Genomic DNA, 21,114 nt, shown 5'->3' on the forward strand with positions numbered 1-21,114 from the left:
CACCCCCGACGCCCCCGCCCCGGGCACCGGCACCGGCCCCCACACCGACCGCGGCGTCAGCCGCAAGACCCTGCTCAGAGCCGCCGTCGCCGCCGGCGCCGCCGTCCCGCTGCTCGCCACCGGCGGCATCGCGCTCGCCCGGGACGCCGCCCGCTCCACCACGGACCGGCCCCTGCCGCCGACGCCCTTCTGCGACGACGGCGACGACCCCACGCCCGACCAGATGGAGGGCCCCTACTTCAAGCCGCGCTCACCGCTGCGCACCGACCTGGTGACCCCCGGCACCGCCGGCACCCGGCTGACCGTCAGCGGCTACGTCTTCGGCCGGAACTGCGCCCCGCTGCCCGGCGTGCTCCTCGACTTCTGGCAGGCCGACGCCGCCGGCGCCTACGACATGGCCGGATACGCCTTCCGGGGCCACCAGTTCACCGACGCCACCGGAGCCTTCACCCTGCGCACGATCGTCCCCGGCCTCTACCCCGGCCGCACCCGGCACCTCCACGTCAAGGCCCAGGCTCCCGGCGAGCCGGTGCTGACCACCCAGCTGTACTTCCCCGGCGAGCCCCGCAACGGCACGGACGGTCTCTTCGACCCGGCGCTGCTGATGAGCGTCCGCGACGCCGGCGGCGGCAAGGAGGCCACCTTCGACTTCGTCCTGAACGTGGACGGCGCCCCCGGCCCGGACCCCACCGACCCGCCGACCGACCCGCCGGGCGGCACCTGGGCGCCCGGCCGCTCCTACGCCGTCGGCGACCGGGTGACGTACGGCGGCCGCACCTACCGCTGCCTCCAGGCGCACACCTCGACGACGGGCTGGGAGCCGCCCCACGTGCCCGCCCTGTGGCGCCGCGAGTCCTGAGACCTTCCTCACAACCCGGCGTACCACGCCCCCCGTCACCCCGCACCCGCACATGCGAAAGCCCCCCAGGTCATGAACCTGGGGGGCTTTCGGCTGGTGCGCGAGGGGGGAGTTGAACCCCCACGCCCTTGCGGGCACTGGAACCTGAATCCAGCGCGTCTGCCTATTCCGCCACCCGCGCATTGGGTGTGTCCTCGGGCTCCGTTCCTTTCGGCCCGGCGCCTTCCGACACGAGAACATTAGCACGCTGGAACGGGTGGATTCACATCCCTTCCCAGGCGGGGCAGGCCGGCGGACCGGACCGCCCACCAGCCCTCGGGCACTCGTCGCGGCGCCCAACCGTTCACGTAGCAACCTCGTACCGGTCCGGCCCGTCTCTCCGGGAGCCGGTACGGGACCACAGTCCAGTGCGGGACACTGGTCGGCGGCCGCCTCTACGATCCTGGGCAAGGGTGGGGCGCGGGAGCGCGCCCCGAAGAGCCCGAAGAGTTCGAAAGGGAGCTCCAGCGGGAACTCCGAGAGGCGTCGACACCCGTCGACCGGGCCGACAGGGGGAACCAGCCGATCGACCGGCGCGTGGATACGATCAGTAAGCAGTACCAGGTAAGCAGTGCACGGCTGAGCGGTGCGCGGGCGAGCAGTACGCCGGTGAGCGGCACGCAAGGCAGTGGACAGGACGGCAGCGACGGAGGAGGTGCCCCATGGGAGTCCTGAAGAAGTTCGAGCAGCGTCTCGAAGGTCTGGTCAACGGCACCTTCGCGAAGGTGTTCAAGTCCGAGGTGCAGCCCGTGGAGATCGCGGGAGCGCTCCAGCGCGAATGCGACAACAACGCGACCATCTGGAACCGCGACCGCACCGTCGTACCCAATGACTTCATCGTGGAGCTGAGCACGCCCGACTTCGAGCGCCTCAGCCCCTACTCCGGCCAGCTCGGCGACGAGCTCGCCGGCATGGTCCGCGACTACGCCAAGCAGCAGCGCTACACCTTCATGGGACCGATCAAGGTCCACCTGGAGAAGGCCGACGACCTCGACACCGGCCTGTACCGGGTACGGAGCCGTACGCTCGCCTCCTCCAGCAGCCAGCAGGGCGGCCCCGGCCCCGCCGCGCCCCCCGCCCCCACCGGGCGGCCCGGCGCTCCCGGCGGCGGCTACGGCTACCCACCGGCCGGCCCCCCCGCGGGCGCCCCGCCCATGCCCGCCGCACCACCGCCCGGCGGCCGCCCCGGCGGCTACGGCTACCCGCAGCCCGCGGGCGGCCAGCACCCCCCGGCCGCACCCGCGGCCGGCGGACGCACCCGCCACTGGATCGAGATCAACGGCACCCGCCACCAGATCTCCCGCGCGACCCTCGTCCTCGGACGCAGCACCGAGGCCGACGTGCGGATCGACGACCCCGGCGTCTCCCGCCGGCACTGCGAGATCCGGACCGGAACGCCCTCGACGATCCAGGATCTCGGGTCCACCAACGGCATCGTGGTGGACGGGCAGCACACCACCCGCGCTACGCTCCGCGACGGCTCGCGGATCGTCGTGGGCAGCACCACCGTTATCTACAGGCAAGCCGAAGGGTGATCCGGGGGCAATGTCAGAGCTGACCCTCACGGTCATGCGGTTGGGTTTTCTCGCCGTACTGTGGCTGTTCGTGATCGTGGCCGTGCAGGTCATCCGCAGCGACCTTTTCGGTACGCGGGTCACCCAGCGCGGATCACGGCGCGACACCACCCGACCGCAACAGGCCGCGCGCCAGGGCCAGGCGCCCCCACCGCAGCGCCAGCAGCCCAGCGGCGGCCGGGGCCGCCGGGGCGCCCCCACCAAACTGGTCGTCACCGAGGGCACCCTCGCCGGCACCACCGTTGCCCTCCAGGGCCAAACCATCACGCTCGGCCGGGCACACGACAGCACCATCGTGCTGGACGACGACTACGCCTCCAGCCGCCATGCCAGGATCTACCCGGACCAGAACGGCCAGTGGATCGTCGAGGACCTCGGCTCCACCAACGGCACCTACCTGGACCGGTCCCGGCTGACGACCCCCACACCGATTGGCCCGGGTACGCCGATCCGCATCGGCAAGACCGTCATCGAGCTGCGGAAGTAGTGCTACACCAATGAATGAGCGCGAGCGGAGCGAGCACGCAGCGGCGGCCGGCCCCCCGGGCCCCGGCGCGCTCCCGACCGGAGGGTGGGCAGTGTGGCTCGACACGACCGGCTGCAGGCGGAGCCGACGGGCGAGGTGCGCATGAGTCTGTCACTGCGCTTCGCCGCCGGATCCCACAAAGGCATGATCCGGGAGGGCAACGAGGACTCCGGTTACGCCGGCCCCCGCCTGCTCGCCATCGCCGACGGCATGGGCGGCCAGGCGGCCGGCGAGGTCGCCTCCTCCGAGGTGATCTCCACCATCGTCGCCCTCGACGACGACGTGCCCGGCTCCGACATCCTCACCTCCCTCGGCACCGCCGTGCAGCGCGCCAACGACCAGCTGCGGCAGATGGTCGACGAGGACCCCGCCCTCGAAGGCATGGGCACCACCCTCACCGCCCTGCTGTGGACCGGCCAGCGCCTCGGCCTCGTCCACGTCGGCGACTCCCGCGCCTACCTCCTGCGCGACGGCGTGCTCACCCAGATCACGCAGGACCACACCTGGGTGCAGCGCCTCGTCGACGAGGGCCGCATCACCGAGGAAGAAGCGGGCACCCACCCGCAGCGCTCCCTGCTGATGCGCGCCCTCGGCAGCGGCGACCACGTCGAACCCGACCTCTCCATCCGCGAGGTCAGGGCCGGCGACCGCTACCTGATCTGCTCCGACGGACTCTCCGGCGTCGTCTCCCACCAGACGATGGAGGAAACCCTCGCCGGCTACCAGGGCCCCCAGGAGACCGTCCAGGAACTGATCCAGCTCGCCCTGCGCGGCGGCGGCCCCGACAACATCACCGTCATCGTCGCCGACGTCCTCGACCTCGACACCGGCGACACCCTCGCCGGCCGGCTCTCCGACACGCCCGTCGTCGTCGGCGCCGTCGCCGAGAACCAGGCCCAGATCGGCGACAACGGCATCATGCAGACCCCGGCCGGCCGCGCCGCCGGCCTCGGCCGCCAGAGCGGACAGCGCGGCGGGGGCGGCGAGTTCGGACCACCCGGCAGCGGCGACACCACCGGCTACATCCCGGCCGACGGCTTCGGCGACTACGACGACGACTTCGTCAAGCCCCGCAAGAACCACAAGTGGCTGAAAAGGTCCCTCTACACCGTGCTCGCCCTCGCCGTCCTCGGCGGCGGCACCTACGGCGGCTGGCGCTGGACCCAGACCCAGTACTACGTCGGGACCAAGGGCGACCACCTCGCGCTGTACCGGGGCATCAGCCAGGACCTCGCCTGGATCTCCCTCTCGAAGGTCCAGAAGGACCACCCCGAGATCGAACTCAAGTACCTGCCGCCCTACCAGCAGAAACTGGTCGAGGCCACCATCCCCGAGGGCGACCTGAACGACGCCCGGGCGAAGATCGAGGAACTGGCGGTCCAGGCCTCCGCCTGCCAGAAGCAGGCCGAACGCCGCACCGCGGAGAGCCAGAAGAACGCGAAGACGGGCGAGGGCGAAGCCGGAGGCACCACGGGAACCACCCCCGCCTCCTTCACGACCAAGGCCTCACCGTCCCCGAACGCATCGGGATCACCGCAGGCACCCGAAACGTCCGAGCCCCCGTCCACGACCGCACCCACCCCCGGCTCCGGACCGACCCTCTCGGAGGAAGAGCAGAAGGTCGTCTCGCTGTGCGGTAAGCAGTAGGCAAGCCGTGAGAGGCCCAGTCACACGATGAGCAGTACTTCCAACTCGCCGACGCACCACACGTCCACGATCGGCGCCATCGGTGCGCCGAGCCGGCGCAACACCGAGCTGGCACTGCTCGTGTTCGCCGTCCTCATCCCGGTCTTCGCCTACGCCAACGTGGGACTGGCCATCAACGACGAGGTGCCCGCCGGCCTGCTGAGCTACGGCCTCGGCCTCGGCCTCCTGGCCGGCGTCGGCCACCTCGTCGTCCGCAAGTTCGCCCCGTACGCGGACCCGCTGCTGCTGCCCCTGGCCACCCTGCTCAACGGGCTCGGACTCGTCGCCATCTGGCGCCTCGACCAGTCCGAACTCCTCCAGGACATCAAGCAGGCCGGCACCGCCGCACCCCGCCAGCTCATGTACACCGCGATGGGCATCGCCCTGTTCGTCGCCGTGATGATCTTCCTCAAGGACCACCGCGTCCTCCAGCGCTACACCTACATCTCCATGGTCGGCGCACTGTTCCTGCTGCTGCTCCCCCTGGTCCCGGGCCTCGGCAAGAACATCTACGGCGCCAAGATCTGGATCCAGGTCGGCTCCTTCTCCATCCAGCCCGGAGAATTCGCCAAGATCGTCCTCGCGATCTTCTTCGCCGGCTACCTGATGGTGAAACGCGACGCCCTCGCCCTCGCCAGCCGCCGCTTCATGGGCCTCTACCTGCCCCGCGGCCGCGACCTCGGCCCCATCCTGGTCGTCTGGCTGGTATCGATCCTCATCCTGATCTTCGAGACCGACCTCGGCACCTCGCTGCTCTTCTTCGGCATGTTCGTGATCATGCTGTACGTCGCCACCGAGCGGACCAGCTGGATCGTCTTCGGCCTGATGATGTCCGCCGTCGGCGCCGTCGGCGTGGCCAGCTTCGAACCCCACATCCAGCAGCGCGTCGACGCCTGGCTCGACCCCATGCGCGAGTTCACGCTCTCCCGCGCCAACCAGCTCGGCCACTCCGAACAGGCCATGCAGGCCCTGTGGGCCTTCGGCTCCGGCGGCACCCTCGGCACCGGCTGGGGCCAGGGCCACTCCGAGCTGATCCGCTTCGCCGCCAACTCCGACTTCATCCTCGCCACCTTCGGCGAGGAACTCGGCCTGGCCGGCCTCATGGCCCTGCTCATGCTCTACGGCCTCATCGTCGAGCGCGGCATCCGCACCGCCCTCGCCGCCCGCGACCCCTTCGGCAAGCTCCTCGCCATCGGCCTCTCCGGCGCCTTCGCCCTCCAGGTCTTCGTCGTCGCCGGCGGCGTCATGGGCCTCATCCCGCTCACCGGTATGACCATGCCCTTCCTGGCCTACGGCGGCTCCTCCGTCATCGCCAACTGGGCACTCATCGGCATCCTGCTCCGCATCAGCGACACCGCTCGCCGGCCGGCACCCGCCGCCCCCGCCAGCCCGGACGCCGAAATGACCCAGGTGGTCCGCTCGTGAACAAACCACTGCGCCGCATCGCGATGTTCTGCGGCCTCCTCGTCCTCACCCTGCTCGTCCGCGACAACTGGCTCCAGTACGTCCAGGCCGACGAGCTCAAGGAGGACGAGCACAACCGCCGCGTCGCCATCGAGCGCTACGCCAGCCCCCGCGGCGACATCATCGTCGACGGCAAGGCCATCACCGGCCACACCACCACCAAGGGCGACTTCACGTACAAGCGCACCTACAAGGACGGCGCCATGTGGGCGCCCGTCACCGGATACGTCTCCCAGGCCTACGGCGCCACCCAGATCGAGGCCATCAACGACGGCATCCTCACCGGCAACGACGACCGGCTCTTCTTCCGCAACACCCTCGACATGATCACGGGCAGGAAGCGGGAAGGCGGCAACGTCGTCACCACCCTCAACAGCGCCGCCCAGAAAGCCGCCTACGACGGCCTGAAGAAGCAGGGCGCCAAGGGCGCCGTCGTCGCCCTCGAGCCGTCCACCGGCAAGATCCTCTCGATGGCCTCCTACCCCTCCTACGACCCCTCCACCATCGCCGGCAGCGGCAACGCGGACGGCGAGGCCTGGAACAGGCTCCAGAAGAAGAAAAACCCCGACGACCCGATGCTCAACCGCGCCCTGCGCGAGGTCTACCCGCCCGGCTCCACCTTCAAGGTGGTCACCGCGGCGGCGGCCCTGGAGAACGGCAAGTACACCTCGGCGGACGAACAGACCGAGTCCCCGCTGCCGTGGACCATGCCCGGCACCACCACCCCGCTGAAGAACGAGGGCGACCTCCCCTGCGAGAACGCCACCCTCCGCGAGGCACTGCGCGTCTCCTGCAACACCGTCTTCGGCAAGATCGGCTCCGACCTCGGCAACGAGAAGATGCTGGAGCAGGCCAGGAAGTTCGGCTTCACCGACGAACAGTTCGTCCCCGTCCGCTCCAGCGCCTCGGTCTTCTCCGACGACATGGCGCCCTCCGAGGTCGCCCTCTCCTCCATCGGCCAGTTCAACACCGCCGCGACCCCCCTCCAGATGGCCATGGTCACCTCCGCCATCGCCAACAACGGCACCCTGATGAAGCCGTACATGGTCGACGAACTCCAGGCCCCCAACCTCGACACCATCGAGAAGACGGACCCCGAGGAGATGAGCAGGCCGCTCTCCGCGGACAACGCCCAGATCCTCCAGGACATGATGGAGACCGTCGTCGAGGACGGCACCGGAACCAACGCCCGGATCGACGGCGTCACCGTAGGCGGCAAGACCGGTACCGCGCAGCACGGTGTGGACAACAAGGAGAACCCCTACGCCTGGTTCATCTCCTACGCCAAGGGCGAGGACGGCGCCTCACCCGTCGCCGTGGCCGTGGTGATCGAGGACGAGAACGCCGTCCGTGACGACATCTCCGGCGGCGGCCTCGCGGCGCCGATCGCGAAGGACGTGATGGAGGCCGTCCTCGACAGCAAGAAGTGACCACGGGCTGAACAGGACGTGACTCCGGTCACGTCCCCTTCACATCGACGCACGTTGCGATACCGGTCCTGTATCGGCTACCGGGCTTGGCCAGGTCACACAGAGCGAGCCGGGTACGGTAGGCCGGACGGCAGCCTCCGACCGTACAAGCATGCCGGTCGGGACCGACGGAGAGGGCTGGTAGGTAGCTATGGAAGAGCCGCGTCGCCTAGGCGGCCGGTACGAGCTGGGCCCGGTGCTCGGCCGTGGTGGCATGGCGGAGGTTTACCACGCACATGACACCCGGCTCGGACGCCAGGTGGCGGTGAAGACGCTGCGCGCGGACCTCGCGCGCGACCCGTCCTTCCAGGCCCGGTTCCGCCGGGAGGCCCAGTCGGCCGCCTCGCTCAACCATCCCGCGATCGTGGCGGTCTACGACACGGGCGAGGACTACATCGACGGGGTCTCCATCCCGTACATCGTCATGGAGTACGTCGACGGCTCCACACTCCGCGAGCTGCTCCACTCCGGCCGCAAACTGCTGCCGGAGCGCACGCTGGAGATGACCATCGGCATCCTCCAGGCACTGGAGTACTCCCACCGCGCCGGCATCGTCCACCGCGACATCAAGCCCGCCAACGTCATGCTGACGCGAGGCGGCCAGGTCAAGGTCATGGACTTCGGCATCGCCCGCGCCATGGGCGACTCCGGCATGACGATGACCCAGACCTCCGCGGTCATCGGCACCGCCCAGTACCTCTCCCCGGAGCAGGCCAAGGGCGAACAGGTCGACGCCCGCTCCGACCTCTACTCCACGGGCTGCCTGCTCTACGAGCTGCTGACCGTGCGTCCGCCCTTCGTCGGCGACTCCCCGGTCGCCGTCGCCTACCAGCACGTACGCGAGGAACCGCAGGCGCCGAGCGTCTTCGACCCCGAGATCACGCCCGAGATGGACGCGATCGTGCTGAAGGCCCTGGTCAAGGATCCCGACTACCGCTACCAGTCGGCCGACGAGATGCGCGCCGACATCGAGGCCTGCCTCGACGGCCAGCCCGTCGCCGCCACCGCCGCGATGGGCGCCATGGCCGCCGGCGGCTACGGCGCCTACCCCGACGACCAGCCGACCACGGCCCTGCGCTCCGACGCGGGCGCGGGCGCCACCACGATGCTGCCGCCCGTGAACCCGGACGACGGCGGCTACGGCTACGACGACCGCCCCGACCGGCGCCGCCAGCAGCCCCGCAAGTCGAAGGCCTCCACGATCTTCCTCGTCCTGGCCGGCGTCCTCGTCCTCGTCGGCGCGATCCTGATCGGGAAGTATGCCTTCAGCGGCGACGGCGGGCCGAGCAACAACACGGTCCCCGTGCCCGGCTTCATCGGCCTGAGCAAGGCGGACGCCCAACAACAGGCCGTCAACGCCGACCTGGAACTGACCTTCACGGAGAAGCCCTGCGAGGACCAGAAGAAGGGCAACATCTGCAGCCAAGACCCCAAGCAGGGCACCGAGGTCGACAAGAAGACCACCGTCAGCCTGACCGTCTCGACCGGCGCGCCCAAGGTCGCCGTGCCGAACGTCATCGACAAGAACATCGACGAGGCCAAGCAGCAGCTCGAGGACAAGGGCTTCGTGGTCGAGCAGAAGCAGACCGAGTCGTCCCAGGACGAGGGCACGGTCCTCAGCCAGGACCCCGACCCGGGCAGCGAGCTGGAGAAGGGCTCGACGGTGACCCTGGAGGTCGCCAAGGCCGAGGCCAAGGCCACCGTGCCCGACGTCACCGGCCGCAGCTGTGACGAGGCCATGGCCCAGATGCGGGACAACAACCTGGAAGGCGTCTGCACGGACCAGCCCACGAACGACCCGAACCAGGCCGACAAGGTGATCTCCACGACGCCTCAGCCGAACCAGCAGGTCGACAAGGGCTCGAAGGTGACGATCGTCATCGGCAAGGCCGTGCAGAAGACGGCCGTGCCGGAGATCAGGATGGGCACCCCCCTGCAGCAGGCCCAGCAGACCCTGCAGCAGGCCGGGTTCACCAGCATCCAGGTTTCCGGTCCCAACGACGGCAATGCCGTGGTGATACAGCAGACCCCGCCCGCGGGCACCGAGGTCGACGACCCGGCCGCCACGCAGATCACCCTCGTGACCGTGGGCGGGGGCGGCGGCCACAACGGCGGTGGCGGGGGCGGCGGCGGCATCATCGGCGGCCTGAACGGCCGCGGCGACGACGACTGACGCGTCTGCGGACACCCGAACGCCAAGGGCCCCGGCCCCCTCTACGGAGGGGGCCGGGGTTCTGTCGTACGCGCATCCGCAGGGCGATCGTGTCTTCATATGTCACGACTCGTTAAATCCCGTTGACCACACCACCCAAGGGGAGGACGACCGTGATCAACGAGACGGCACTACCGGAATCACCGGCCCTGCGCAGCAGCGTCCTGGAGCGCACCGACGTACTCGACCGCGTGAAGGCCCTGTCACTGCTGCCGGACGGCATGCACGTGACGACCGCCATGGTGGCGACGTACTTCGAGGTCACCGCCGAAGCCATCCGTCAACTGGTCAAGCGCCACCGTACAGAACTCGAGTCCAACGGGCTGATCGTGCTCCGAGGCGCTGACCTGCGGAAATTCGAGAGTGACAACATGTCACGCTCGCTGGGCAGTTATCCACAGGCCCGTCGAAGCCTCACCGTCTACTCCAGGCGAGCCGTACTCAACATCGCCATGCTCCTGCGCGACAGCGCAGTCGCCCGCCATGTACGCACGTACCTGCTCGACGCGGAGTATGTGGCACGCACACAGCCTGTGGAAAACCCGGTCCCGACAGACGCCCTCCCCCTCGACGACCACATCGACCAGCGCATCACCCACATCCTCGGCAAGACGGTCGTGCCGATGTTCAACGCCCTGATCGCCGCCTCCGGCGAGCACCGCCGCGAGCTCATCGAACTCCGCGAGGACATCGAGAACGTCGAGCGCAAGCTGTGCTGGCACCACAGGCGCCTCGCCGGCCTGGAAGGAGAGGCCCCCGCGGACGACGTCAGGGCCACTCTCGACGCCATGACCTGGCAGGCGTTCGAGCACCATGTCGCCGGCCTGCTGCGGCGCGACGGGTGCGTCGACGTCGTCGTACGTAAGGCCCGCACCGACAGGGGCATCGACATCACCGGCCGCACCGCCGACGGACGTACCGTGGCCGTCCAGTGCAAGAACCGGGCCGGCCGCTGGACCGTGCCCAGTGCGGACATGCAGAAGTTCGCCGGGGCGACACGCGCCATCGACCACGTCGACATCGCCCTCTTCGTCGCCACCTGCAACTTCAGCCACGAGTCGGAGGCGATCGCCAAACTCTGCGGCGTCATCACCGTGAACCGGGACGAGTTGGAGGCCTGGAGCGCCGGAGTACGTCTCACAGCTCTCCGTTAGACAGCGCGGAAGGGCCCGAAGCCGCAAAAGGACGTTGCGGCTTCGGGCCCCCGCCATGCTAACCGGCCCCCTGCAAGAGGGACAGTCACCGCAGCTCCGCCGGCGGCGTCCGCTCCCCGTCCACCTTCTCCGTGCGGACCAGTTCCCCCCACACCACGTACCGGTACCGGCTCGTGTACACCGGCGTGCAGGTCGTCAGCGTGATGTAGTGGCCGGCCTTCTTCCTGCCGGACTCCTCGGGGACGGCGTCGAGGACCTTGACGTTGAACTTCGAGGTCTCGGGGAGGACGGCGAACGTCTTGTAGACGTACCACGTGTCCTTCGTCTCGAAGACGATCGGGTCGCCCTTCCGGATCTTGTCGATGTCGTGGAACTTCGCGCCGTGACCGTCCCGGTGGGCCGCCAGGGAGAAGTTGCCCTTCTTGCCCGACGTCGGCAGCGTCGCCTTGACCGGGTCGGTGTAGTAGCCGGCCACGCCGTCGTTGAGGACCTTCATCGACGTGCCCTTCTCCACCAGGACGTCGCCCTCGCCCATCGCCGGTACGTGCAGGAAGCCGATGCCCGCCCTGGTGTCCAGGGCACCCGGGCCGTCCGGACCGACCCTCTCCCGGGCCCAGTTGTCACGGACCTTGTCGGCCTGTCTGTCCGCCTCGCGGTCGGCGAGCACGTTCGTCCACCACAGCGAGTAGGCGACGAAGAGGCCGAGCACCAGGCCCGCCGTGATGAGGAGTTCGCCGAACACACTGACGGCCTGTGCGACGATCCGCCGGGGGCCGCGCCCACGGCGGCGGCGAGCCGCCCGGCCGGTCGGGCCGCCCTCGCCGGCGCGCTCCTCGTGCTCCGTGTCGGTGGTCGATGCCACTGGTCATCCGCCCTTAACTGACGAGCGCATCCGGCTTGCCCTTGCTGCGCGGCCGTTCCTCGACCATCTTGCCCCAGACGATCAACCGGTACTTGCTCGTGAACTCCGGCGTGCAGGTGGTGAGGGTGATGTAGCGGCCGGGGCCCGTGAACCCCGACTGCTCGGGCACCGGATCGAGAACACTGACGTTGCTCGGTGACGTCACCGGCAGGACCGACGCCATCTTGTAGACGAAGTACTTGTCCTGCGTCTCCACGATGATCGGATCGCCCGGCTCCAGCTTGTTGATGTACCGGAAGGGCTCGCCGTGCGTGTTGCGGTGCCCCGCCAGCCCGAAGTTGCCCGTCTTCGCGTCCGGCATCGCCGTCTTCAGCGCGCCCTCCGCGTAGTGCCCGACCATGCCGCGGTCCAGCACCTTCTTGCTGCTGATGCCCTCGGCGATCGGCACCACGACATCCAGCTTGGGGATGTGCAGCAGCGCGAAGCCCTGCCCCGGCTCGAAGCTGCCCGGATTGCGCCTGCCGCTCGCCCAGTCGTCCTGGAGGTTGCTCGCCGCCTTGTCCGCCTGGGCCTGCGCACGCACGTTCGTCCACCACAACTGGTACGTCACGAACAGCAGCATCAGCACACCGGCCGTGATGAAGACCTCGCCGATCGCCCGGCTCGCGATCACGGCCGGGCCCGGCTTGCGCGCACGGGCCTGGCGGCGCGCCTCGACGCGCGACAGAGGCGCGTTCGGGGACTCACCCGACTCCGACACCGGCGACGGCCCCCGGGAGGCCCCACGGCGCCCGTGGCGCTTCTTCGCGGCCTTCCTGCGGGCCGCGCGCCCTCCTCCCGCGGGAGTGCTCGCGGAGGACGCGGAAGCCACCCGCTCCGGCGACGGCAACGGCTCCGGAATCCGCAGCGCCACCGTCTCGTCGTCGAGGGAGGGGAAGCCCTCGTACCCACCGTCCCCAAGCGGACCGGAACCCCCGTACGGCACCCCGTACGAACCCCCCTGGTCACCGACCGCGCCGGATGCGCGCTCGGGGCGCAACGCGGTCACGCCGTGGACCTGCCCACCACCGGGGCGAGCCCCGCCGACCTCGCCACCGCGCCCTGGTCGCCGCACTCCACCAGCCAGTTGGCCAGCATCCGGTGCCCGTGCTCGGTCAGCACCGACTCCGGGTGGAACTGCACCCCCTCCACAGGCAGTTCACGGTGGCGCAGCCCCATCACTATCCCGTCCCGCGTACGGGCCGTCACCTCGAGCTCGGCCGGGACCGTGGCCGGCTCCGCCGCCAGCGAGTGGTACCGCGTCGCCGTGAAGGGGGAGGGCAGGCCCGCGAAGACGCCCTTCCCCGCGTGCTCGACCGGCGACGTCTTGCCGTGCAGCAGCTCCGGGGCCCGGCCCACCACACCGCCGTACGCGACCTGCATCGACTGCATGCCGAGACAGACCCCGAAGACCGGCACCCCGGTCGCCGCGCAGTGCCGCACCATCTCGACGCACACGCCCGCCTGCTCCGGCGTACCCGGCCCGGGGGAGAGCAGCACGCCGTCGAAGCCGTCCTGGGCGTGCGCGGTCGACACCTCGTCGTTGCGCAGCACCTCGCACTCGGCACCCAGCTGGTACAGGTACTGGACCAGGTTGAAGACGAAGCTGTCGTAGTTGTCGACGACGAGGATGCGCGCACTCACTGGTTGTCCACCGTCACATCATTGAAGGGAAGCAGCGGTTCGGCCCATGGGAAGACGTACTGGAACAGGACGTAGACCACGGCCATGACCAGCACGAGCGAGAGCAACGCCTTCACCCACGCGTTCCCCGGCAGATGCCGCCAGATCCAGCCGTACATGCCGTCCCTTCCGTCGTGCCACGGCACCAGACTCACGCCGTACCGCACCAGACTAGCGGCGCGGGACCCTCCGGAACGGCGTCAATCCACCGGCTGGGCATAGCGCAGGTCCGCGGTGCCCGCATAACCCGGCAGCGTCACGGCCCCGTCGTCCTCGACCTTCCAGCCGAGCCCGTAGACGTTGACGTACACCATGTAGTTCTGGATGGCCGGCGACGCGGCCAGCGCCTTCTTCAGCCGCTCCGGTTCTCCGACCGCCTGGATCCTGTACGGCGGCGAGTAGACGCGGCCCTGGAGGATCAGGGTGTTGCCCACGCAGCGCACCGCGCTGGTGGAGATCAGCCGCTGGTCCATGACCTTGATGCCCTCGGCGCCGCCCTGCCACAGGGCGTTCACCACCGCCTGGAGGTCCTGCTGGTGAATCACCAGGTAGTCCGGCTGGGGCTCCGGGTAGCCCGGGAGCTTGGCGGTGGCGTCCGGCGGGGCGTCGTCGAGCGTGACCGAGATCGCCTCGCCCTTCAGCTCCTGCGTGCCCGCCTTCTTCTCCAGTCCCGCGAGCTTGTCGTCCTCCGCCTTCGTACTCCCGTCGTCCCTCTCGGCCAACGATTCGATGTCCTCGCGCAGGGCCGCGTTCGACTCCTCGCGTTCGCCGTTTTCCCGGCTGCGTTCGTGGATGAGATCGGACAACTTGAGCAAAGAGGTGTCCGTGCGGATATTGGTGCCCTTGGCGGTATTGAAGCTCGTGATGAAAATGAGCCCGGCGAGGGCGAAGACGGCCGCCGTGAGTACCCGCACGGGCCGGAAACGGCGCCTGCGGGCAGGGCTGGATCCCGTCCCGGGGGAGTCGGCAGAATTGCTCAACGTACCCTTATCTCCTTCGGCGCCTCGGAAGCACTACGCTAACGGACGCCCGGGGAGCACTCAGATCCCCTTGTCCCCCGTACGCAGCCCAGCACGCAGCCCCGAGCCCGACCCCCCTGCGCGGCCACGCAGCGCATCGACAGGAGAGACCCTCGTGCCGAAGTCACGTATCCGCAAGAAGGCCGATTACACGCCGCCGCCCTCGAAGCAGGCGACCAGCATCAAGCTGACCAGCCGCGGCTGGGTGGCGCCGGTCATGCTGGCCATGTTCGTCATCGGTCTCGCCTGGATCGTCGTCTTCTACGTCACCGACGGTTCACTTCCCGTCGACTCGCTGGGCAACTGGAACATCGTGGTGGGCTTCGGTTTCATCGCCGCCGGATTCGGTGTCTCCACGCAGTGGAAGTAGCCCGGCAGTAGCTCTGCCCAGGGCTATCCACGGAGTTATCCACAGGCTGTCCACACGGTGGGGAAAAGAAAAGACGATCTGTGGATAACTCCCTGTGCATTGACGTCCGTGTGACGGAAGTACCGGCACCCGAAAACCAGTTCGCCCCCTGCCTGACCTGCGGAAACGCAAGTCAGCGACAGGGGGCACACCTGTTCCCGCACACTGTGCACAAGATCCGACACCTACTGTGGACAACGGGCGCTCAGGTGAGCTGAGCCGTCCTCAGGAGGGTCAGTCCGACGATGGCCACGAGGACGAGCGCACAGGTGCCGTACTGCACGAGGGTCCGCCGCTCGCGCGGGGCGTGGAGCATGGCGTAGCCGATCGCGGCACCGGCGACGAGGCCGCCGATGTGGGCCTGCCAGGCGATGTTGGCCCAGGTGAAGGTGAAGACCAGGTTGATCACCAGCAGGATGACGACCGGTCGCATGTCGGCGTTGAGGCGGCGGACGAGCGCCGCGGTCGCGCCGAAGAGGCCGAAGACCGCGCCGGAGGCGCCGAGGGTGGCCGTGGTGGGTGAGGCCAGCAGGTAGGTGAGGGCGCTGCCGGCCAGACCGGAGACGAGGTAGAGCGCGAGGTAGCGGGCGCGGCCGAGGGCTGCTTCCAGGGGGCCGCCGAGGAACCAGAGGCTCAGCATGTTGAAGCCGATGTGCCAGATCTCCTCGTGGGTGAACATGGTGGTCACCAGGCGGTACCACTCGCCCTCCGCGACGCCATCGGTCGGGACGAAGGGGGCGGGGGGCCAGCGACCGATGAGCACCATGTCGCTGAGGAAGGACGAGGACAGCGCGTGGACGGCGATGAACACCGCCGCGTTGATCCCGATCAGGATCTTGGTGAGGAGGTGGGGGTCGGCGGCGATGGTGCCCCCGGCCAGCGTGCGGGGGCGCGAGGCGGCCGGTGCGGGCCCGTTGCCGGTGCGGCCGGTGGCGCAGTCGGGGCAGTGGAAGCCGACGGAGGCGTTGACCATGCAGTCCGTGCAGATGGGGCGCTCGCAGCGGGTGCAGCGGATGCCGGTCTCGCGGTCGGGGTGGCGGTAGCAGCCGGGCAGGCTCTGAGCGGCGCCCTGTGAGTTGCCTGCCGCGTGTTCCATGGCTTCCCCTCGGTCGTCCTGTGAGCGGTGTGCGCCCATGCGCCGCCCCGCCCATCTTTACGGATGAGCGGGGCGTTTGGTTCCTGCCCTGCGTGGGGGCGGGTCAGCCCTTGCGGGTCTCGATGACGACCGACTCGATGACGACGTCGTTGACCGGGCGGTCGGTGCGGGGGTTGGTCGGGGTGGCGGCGATGGTGTCGACGACCTTCTGGCCGGCCGTGTCGGTGACCTCGCCGAAGATGGTGTGCTTGCGGTTCAGCCAGGTCGTCGGGGAGACGGTGATGAAGAACTGGGAGCCGTTGGTGCCGGGGCCGGCGTTGGCCATGGCCAGCAGGTAGGGCTTGTTGAAGGCGAGGTCGGGGTGGAACTCGTCCTCGAACTGGTAGCCGGGGTTTCCGGTGCCGTCGCCGAGCGGGTCACCGCCCTGGATCATGAAGCCGCTGATCACGCGGTGGAAGACCGTGCCGTCGTAGAGCTTGTCCGTGGTCTTCGCGCCGGTGGCGGGGTGGGTCCACTCCCGCTCGCCCCGGGCGAGCTCGACGAAGTTCTTGACGGTCTTGGGTGCGTGGTTCGGCAGCAGCCGGACCTCGATGTCGCCGTGGTTGGTCTTCAGGGTGGCGTAGAGCTGCTCGGCCACGATGTGCCTTCCGTCGTCCTGTGGTGCGCACCGATCCTCGCACGGTGGGGGGTGTGGGCGGCGTCCTGCGGCGCGTTCCTGCTCCGATTCGGCGGAGTCGCTTGCGGAATTCCGGTCGAGTGGTCTCGGGTCGCGAGCGCGGGGCGCCGATCCGTGGCATTGTCGTCGACAGGCTCCCGTTGCCCGGTATTCATCCGTTATTGAGGTTGATCGACTGTTGTCCGCTACTTCGTCACGATGTGCCCCAGAGGGGCCGAAGGCATCGTCCGTGACCCGGATGCCCGCCGTCACATGCCCGGCGGCGCGTCCGCAGGCATGATCCGTAAAAGGGTGGAAAGTCGAATTACCGTACGCCACCGAGGAGGAGGAACCCGTGACCCGCATCGACAGCGTGCGCGCCGCGACCGGTTCGGCGAAGGACAGCGTGCTGCACGCCGCGGAAGTGGTGGCGCCCTACGCCGACTCGGCCAAGGACAGGGCCGCTCACTACGCACAGGAGGCGCGCGTACGGTTGGCGCCCAGGGTGTCGCAGGCCGCAGACCAGGCCCGCCTCCAGTACGGCGTGCATGTCGCGCCGAGGCTGGAGCAGGCCCGTACGCATGTGCCGCCGAAGATGGACGCGGCCGCCCAGGAGGCCGCCTGCCGTGCGCGCCTGGCTGCCCGGCAGGCGGCCGTCTACTCCCGGCCGAGGATCGAGCAGGCGGTGGCCGCGGCCGGTCCCGTCAGGGACGAGGCCGCCGCGCGGGGTGCCGCCGCGTTGGCCGCGCTGCGGGGTCAGGTCACGGCCAAGGAGATCCAGCGGCTGACGCGCAGGCATCAGCGACGGGCGAGGGCAGGGCGTGTCGCCAAGGTGCTGGTGGTGGCGGGTGTGGTCGCCGGCGGTGTCTTCGCCGCGTGGAAGTGGTGGGACAAGCAGGCCAACCCGGACTGGCTGGTGGAGCCGCCCGAGGCGACGGAGGTTTCCGAGTCGGGGCGGCTGACGTCGGTGGACGGCACCGGTGAGGGGCTGCTGGATCCCGAGGTGCAGGCCAAGCAGGCGCAGGAGGAGGCGGAGGGCGACGAGCCCCGCTGATCTCCGTCGGCTGGCTTTCTCCGTCGGCTGGCTTTCTCCGTCGGCTGGCTATCTCCGTCGGCTGGCTTCACATCGTCGCGGGGCGGGAGGCTTCAGGGTCTCCTGCCCCGTGGTGGTGTTTCACGTGAAACTGTCGCTCGGGGCTCAGCGGCCGTAACGGCGTTCGCGCAGGGAGTAGGAGCGCAGGGCGCGGAGGAAGTCGATCTCGCGGAAGTCCGGCCAGTAGGTCTCGCAGAAGTGAACCTCGGCGTAGGCGGACTGCCAGAGGAGGAAACCGGAAAGCCGCTGTTCGCCGGAGGTGCGGATGATGAGGTCGGACTCGGACCGCGTCTTGGAGTACAGGTGCTTGGAGATGTGCTCCATGGTGAAGGTCTCGATGAACTCGTCGATGTCCCCGCCCTGGGAGCTGTGCTCCATCAGGGCCGACCGTACGGCGTCGACGATCTCCCGTCGGCCGCCGTAGCCCACGGCGACATCGACCTTGGTTCCGCCCTTGCGGCCCTGGGTGGCGGCGGTGGCGGTCTTGAGGCGGTTCGCGGATTCGGCCGGCAGCAGGTCCAGGGCGCCGACCACTTCGACGGTCCAGGGGTTGCCCGGCGTGGCGAGCCGTTCCACGACCTCGGCGATGATGTCGATGAGCGGATTGAGCTGCTCTTCGGGGCGGTGGAGGTTGTCGTCGGAGAGCATGAAGAGGGTGACGTGCTCGATCTGCGCGGAGTCGCACCAGCGCAGGAAGTCCAGCACCTTCGCGCCACCGGCCCGGTAGCCCTCTCGGGGGTCGTCGATGCCCGACATCTTGGCCCACCGGCGGTTTCCGTCCAGCATGATGCCGATGTGCTGGGGGCGTGGGCGTCCCTCCAACTCCCTGACCAGGCGCTTCATATAGAGCGCGTCGAGAGCGGCCCTTACCTTCGCCCGCATGGTCTACCCCTTCCACCTCGTCGGCAGCGACCGGACGGCTCCGACGGCGATGAGCCACGTGGCACCGCCCCGTCGGGGTGTGGCGCTGGTGCCCTGTGGAGTGACGATATCAAGAGCAGACAGCGCCGCCCCGGTGCCGAGAGGGGCCGCCCGTGGGCCGGTTCCCGTTGTGCCGTGTGGGCCGTGCGGTGGTCCCTGAGCGTCAACGGGCCCTCTCCGTCCGGCTGTTGAGAGCGTTCACGCTGAGTGACGGCGTGGACGCGAAGAGCCCGTCCACTTGCGTTTCCGCAGGTCGGACGGGCTCTTGAGAGTGGAGCCTAGGGGAGTCGAACCCCTGACATCTGCCATGCAAAGACAGCGCTCTACCAACTGAGCTAAGGCCCCCTAGGAGGAGGCGTCCGGTCGGGTACCGCATACCGACGGGCGCCGCAGACAAGAGTACCGGGTCGCCCCCCGTATCTCACAAATGATTGGGGCTCCCGGGGAACAACCACGCTCCGTAAGATGCTCGGCGTGGTTCGCTGGAGCGAACTGCGGTTCTTGGGGAAGCGATGGGGAGACGCAATGGACGCCGCACAGCAGGAAGCCACCGCAAGAGCGCGGGAACTGCAGCGGAACTGGTACGGGGAGCCGTTGGGGGCGCTCTTCCGTAGGCTTATCGACGATCTCGGTCTCAACCAGGCTCGTCTCGCGGGGGTGCTGGGGCTGTCCGCGCCGATGCTGTCACAGCTGATGAGCGGCCAGCGGGCGAAGATCGGCAACCCGGCGGTGGTCCAGCGGGTGCAGTTGCTGCAGGACCTGGCGGGGCAGGTCGCGGACGGCAGCGTGAGCGCGGCGGAGGCGACCGAGCGCATGGACGAGATCAAGAAGTCGCAGGGGGGCTCGGTGCTCAGCAACACCACGCAGACGACGAGCAGTTCGGGGGCGCCGACGGTCAAGCGGGTGGTCCGGGAGATCCAGTCTCTGCTGCGTTCGGTGGCGGCCGCCGGGGACATCATCGACGCGGCGGACTCCCTCTCCTCGTCCCACCCGGAGCTGGCCGAGTTCCTGCGGGTGTACGGCGCCGGCCGCACGTCGGACGCGGTCGCGCACTACCAGTCCCACCAGAACTGACCCCTTGGGGTCCGGTCGCCGAGGGAGTGGCGACCGGACCCGGGGGAGTGGCGCGAGGGGGAGGAGCGGCACACAGCCATGGGTGAGGTCTTCGCCGGCCGGTACGAGCTGGTCGATCCGGTCGGCCGTGGAGGGGCCGGTGCCGTATGGCGTGCCTGGGACCACCGCCGGCGGCGCTATGTGGCCGCCAAGGTGTTGCAGCAGAGGGACGCGCACGCGCTGCTGCGTTTCGTCCGTGAGCAGGCACTGCGGATCGATCATCCCCATGTCCTCGCGCCCGCCAGCTGGGCCGCCGACGACGACAAGGTCCTGTTCACCATGGACCTGGTCACGGGCGGCTCGCTCGTCCATCTGGTCGGGGACTACGGTCCCCTGCCGCCCGCCTTCGTATGCACCCTGCTCGACCAGTTGCTGGCGGGCCTGGCGGCGGTGCACGCGGAGGACGTGGTGCACCGCGACATCAAGCCCGCCAATCTGCTGCTCGAGGCGACCGGGACGGGCCGGCCCCGCTTGCGGCTGTCCGACTTCGGCATCGCGATGCGGCTGGGTGAGCCGCGGCTGACCGAGACCAACCTGGTGGTGGGGACGCCCGGTTATCTCGCGCCGGAGCAGATGATGGGCGCGGAACCGGACTTTCCGGCGGACCTGTTCGCCGTGGGGCTGGTCGCCCTGCATCTGCTGGAGGGCGCCAAGCCGGACGCCAAGGCGCTCGTGCAGTACTTCGCCGACCATGGGACGCCGCCCGCGCCGCAGGGGATCCCCGAGCCGTTGTGGCAGGTCGTGGCGACGCTGGTGCAGCCGGACCCGTCGGCGAGGTTCCGCACCGCAACGGGGGCGCGCAAGGCGCTGGCCGCGGCGGCGGAGCTGCTGCCGGAGCCCGGACCCGATGACGAGCTGATCGAGATCTTCGACCAAGTCGGGCCGTTGCCACCGGGGTTCGGTCCCGAGGGGCCGCTCGAGCGGGCCCCGGGAGTGGGCGCCGTACCGACGGATCCACGGCGGCCGTCCGGCCCGGTCGCGTCCCGGAACGGCACGCCGTCGCCCCTGGACCGAACACCGTCGGCCCCGGACGGCATGCCACCGGTCCCGGCCCCGGCCCCGCCCGCCCCCGATGGCGCACCGCTTGCTCCGATCCGGACCCCGCCCGCCCCGGGCGGCGCACCGCCGGTCCCGGAGCCGACCCCGTCCACCACGGCCGGTGCCCCGCCGCCACCGGGCCAAGCCCCGCACCTCCCGGACGGCACACCACCGACCCCGGTCGGCGCGTCGCCCGCCCCGTA

At 69.6% G+C, this 21,114-nt stretch carries 20 protein-coding genes and 2 tRNA genes; 12 read left to right on the top strand and 10 right to left on the bottom strand.

Annotated elements, in window-relative coordinates; genetic code table 11:
* A partial coding sequence (locus KUM32_RS09505; RefSeq protein WP_254405284.1) for a carbohydrate-binding protein occupies window positions 1–859 on the top strand: 859 nt, incomplete at its 5' end.
* Between the two features lie 94 nt (window positions 860–953).
* Here KUM32_RS09505 and KUM32_RS09510 read toward each other — a convergent pair.
* Window positions 954–1,040 (bottom strand) — tRNA-Leu (locus tag KUM32_RS09510).
* A gap of 520 nt (window positions 1,041–1,560) precedes the next feature.
* On the opposite strand from KUM32_RS09510, the gene fhaA reads away from it, so the two are divergent.
* The 7 genes from fhaA (at window position 1,561) to KUM32_RS09545 (ending at window position 10,983) form a co-directional block, all read left to right on the top strand.
* Complete coding sequence (fhaA, locus tag KUM32_RS09515; RefSeq protein ID WP_217141384.1) at window positions 1,561–2,433, top strand: antibiotic biosynthesis regulator FhaA; 873 nt, start codon at window positions 1,561–1,563, stop codon at window positions 2,431–2,433.
* 10 nt (window positions 2,434–2,443) lie between these two features.
* Window positions 2,444–2,959, top strand: a complete 516-nt coding sequence (gene fhaB / locus KUM32_RS09520) for an antibiotic biosynthesis regulator FhaB (RefSeq protein ID WP_217141385.1) — start codon at window positions 2,444–2,446, stop codon at window positions 2,957–2,959.
* A gap of 141 nt (window positions 2,960–3,100) precedes the next feature.
* Window positions 3,101–4,645 carry a Stp1/IreP family PP2C-type Ser/Thr phosphatase gene (locus tag KUM32_RS09525; protein ID WP_217141386.1) on the top strand — a complete coding sequence of 515 codons (1,545 nt, stop codon included), beginning with the start codon at window positions 3,101–3,103 and terminating at the stop codon, window positions 4,643–4,645.
* Window positions 4,646–4,672: 27 nt separating this feature from the next.
* The gene (locus KUM32_RS09530) at window positions 4,673–6,109 is read left to right on the top strand and encodes an FtsW/RodA/SpoVE family cell cycle protein (RefSeq protein ID WP_217141387.1); all 1,437 of its coding nucleotides are present in this window, start codon (window positions 4,673–4,675) and stop codon (window positions 6,107–6,109) included.
* Entirely contained in the window at window positions 6,106–7,578 is a 1,473-nt protein-coding gene (locus tag KUM32_RS09535) for a penicillin-binding protein 2 (protein ID WP_217141388.1), read from the top strand. The genes KUM32_RS09530 and KUM32_RS09535 overlap by 4 nt, the downstream gene beginning before the upstream one ends.
* A gap of 190 nt (window positions 7,579–7,768) precedes the next feature.
* The gene (gene pknB / locus KUM32_RS09540) at window positions 7,769–9,790 is read left to right on the top strand and encodes a Stk1 family PASTA domain-containing Ser/Thr kinase (RefSeq protein ID WP_217141389.1); all 2,022 of its coding nucleotides are present in this window, start codon (window positions 7,769–7,771) and stop codon (window positions 9,788–9,790) included.
* A 152-nt stretch (window positions 9,791–9,942) separates the two neighbouring features.
* Entirely contained in the window at window positions 9,943–10,983 is a 1,041-nt protein-coding gene (locus tag KUM32_RS09545) for a restriction endonuclease (RefSeq protein WP_217141390.1), read from the top strand.
* A gap of 85 nt (window positions 10,984–11,068) precedes the next feature.
* Here KUM32_RS09545 and KUM32_RS09550 read toward each other — a convergent pair whose 3' ends face one another.
* Genes KUM32_RS09550 through KUM32_RS09570 form a run of 5 tightly spaced genes read right to left on the bottom strand, consistent with a single transcriptional unit; the run spans window position 11,069 to window position 14,547 of the window.
* The gene (locus KUM32_RS09550) at window positions 11,069–11,845 is read right to left on the bottom strand and encodes a class E sortase (RefSeq protein ID WP_217141391.1); all 777 of its coding nucleotides are present in this window, start codon (window positions 11,843–11,845) and stop codon (window positions 11,069–11,071) included.
* A gap of 13 nt (window positions 11,846–11,858) precedes the next feature.
* A complete protein-coding gene (locus tag KUM32_RS09555) occupies window positions 11,859–12,893 on the bottom strand; it encodes a class E sortase (protein WP_217141392.1) in 1,035 nt (344 codons plus the stop codon).
* The gene (locus tag KUM32_RS09560) at window positions 12,890–13,528 is read right to left on the bottom strand and encodes an aminodeoxychorismate/anthranilate synthase component II (protein WP_217141393.1); all 639 of its coding nucleotides are present in this window, start codon (window positions 13,526–13,528) and stop codon (window positions 12,890–12,892) included. The genes KUM32_RS09555 and KUM32_RS09560 overlap by 4 nt, the downstream gene beginning before the upstream one ends.
* Entirely contained in the window at window positions 13,525–13,722 is a 198-nt protein-coding gene (locus tag KUM32_RS09565; RefSeq protein ID WP_217141402.1) for a hypothetical protein, read from the bottom strand. The genes KUM32_RS09560 and KUM32_RS09565 overlap by 4 nt, the downstream gene beginning before the upstream one ends.
* A 45-nt stretch (window positions 13,723–13,767) precedes the next feature.
* Window positions 13,768–14,547, bottom strand: a complete 780-nt coding sequence (locus KUM32_RS09570; protein ID WP_217141394.1) for a DUF881 domain-containing protein — start codon at window positions 14,545–14,547, stop codon at window positions 13,768–13,770.
* A 154-nt stretch (window positions 14,548–14,701) separates the two neighbouring features.
* On the opposite strand from KUM32_RS09570, the gene crgA reads away from it, so the two are divergent.
* A complete protein-coding gene (gene crgA, locus KUM32_RS09575) occupies window positions 14,702–14,956 on the top strand; it encodes a cell division protein CrgA (protein WP_217141395.1) in 255 nt (84 codons plus the stop codon).
* A 244-nt stretch (window positions 14,957–15,200) separates the two neighbouring features.
* On the opposite strand, the gene KUM32_RS09580 is transcribed toward crgA, so the two are convergent.
* Window positions 15,201–16,091: a rhomboid family intramembrane serine protease gene (locus KUM32_RS09580; RefSeq protein ID WP_217141396.1), complete on the bottom strand. Its 891-nt coding sequence runs from the start codon at window positions 16,089–16,091 to the stop codon at window positions 15,201–15,203.
* Between the two features lie 103 nt (window positions 16,092–16,194).
* Window positions 16,195–16,728 carry a peptidylprolyl isomerase gene (locus KUM32_RS09585; RefSeq protein ID WP_217141397.1) on the bottom strand — a complete coding sequence of 178 codons (534 nt, stop codon included), beginning with the start codon at window positions 16,726–16,728 and terminating at the stop codon, window positions 16,195–16,197.
* Window positions 16,729–17,101: 373 nt separating this feature from the next.
* On the opposite strand from KUM32_RS09585, the gene KUM32_RS09590 reads away from it, so the two are divergent.
* Window positions 17,102–17,800 (top strand): DUF5324 family protein, encoded by a 699-nt coding sequence (locus KUM32_RS09590; protein ID WP_217141398.1) that lies wholly within the window; start codon window positions 17,102–17,104, stop codon window positions 17,798–17,800.
* A 144-nt stretch (window positions 17,801–17,944) separates the two neighbouring features.
* Here KUM32_RS09590 and KUM32_RS09595 read toward each other — a convergent pair whose 3' ends face one another.
* Together KUM32_RS09595 and KUM32_RS09600 are read right to left on the bottom strand one after the other, a co-directional pair.
* Complete coding sequence (locus KUM32_RS09595; protein ID WP_217141399.1) at window positions 17,945–18,721, bottom strand: isoprenyl transferase; 777 nt, start codon at window positions 18,719–18,721, stop codon at window positions 17,945–17,947.
* A gap of 311 nt (window positions 18,722–19,032) precedes the next feature.
* A tRNA-Ala gene (locus KUM32_RS09600) sits at window positions 19,033–19,105 on the bottom strand.
* A 180-nt stretch (window positions 19,106–19,285) separates the two neighbouring features.
* Here KUM32_RS09600 and KUM32_RS09605 point away from each other — a divergent pair.
* Both KUM32_RS09605 and KUM32_RS09610 read left to right on the top strand, forming a co-directional pair.
* The gene (locus tag KUM32_RS09605; RefSeq protein WP_217141400.1) at window positions 19,286–19,834 is read left to right on the top strand and encodes a DNA-binding protein; all 549 of its coding nucleotides are present in this window, start codon (window positions 19,286–19,288) and stop codon (window positions 19,832–19,834) included.
* A 78-nt stretch (window positions 19,835–19,912) separates the two neighbouring features.
* The coding region (locus KUM32_RS09610) for a serine/threonine-protein kinase (RefSeq protein ID WP_254405286.1) at window positions 19,913–21,114 on the top strand (1,202 nt) is incomplete at its 3' end.

The sequence above is a fragment of the Streptomyces sp. AC627_RSS907 genome, from assembly GCF_019049165.1.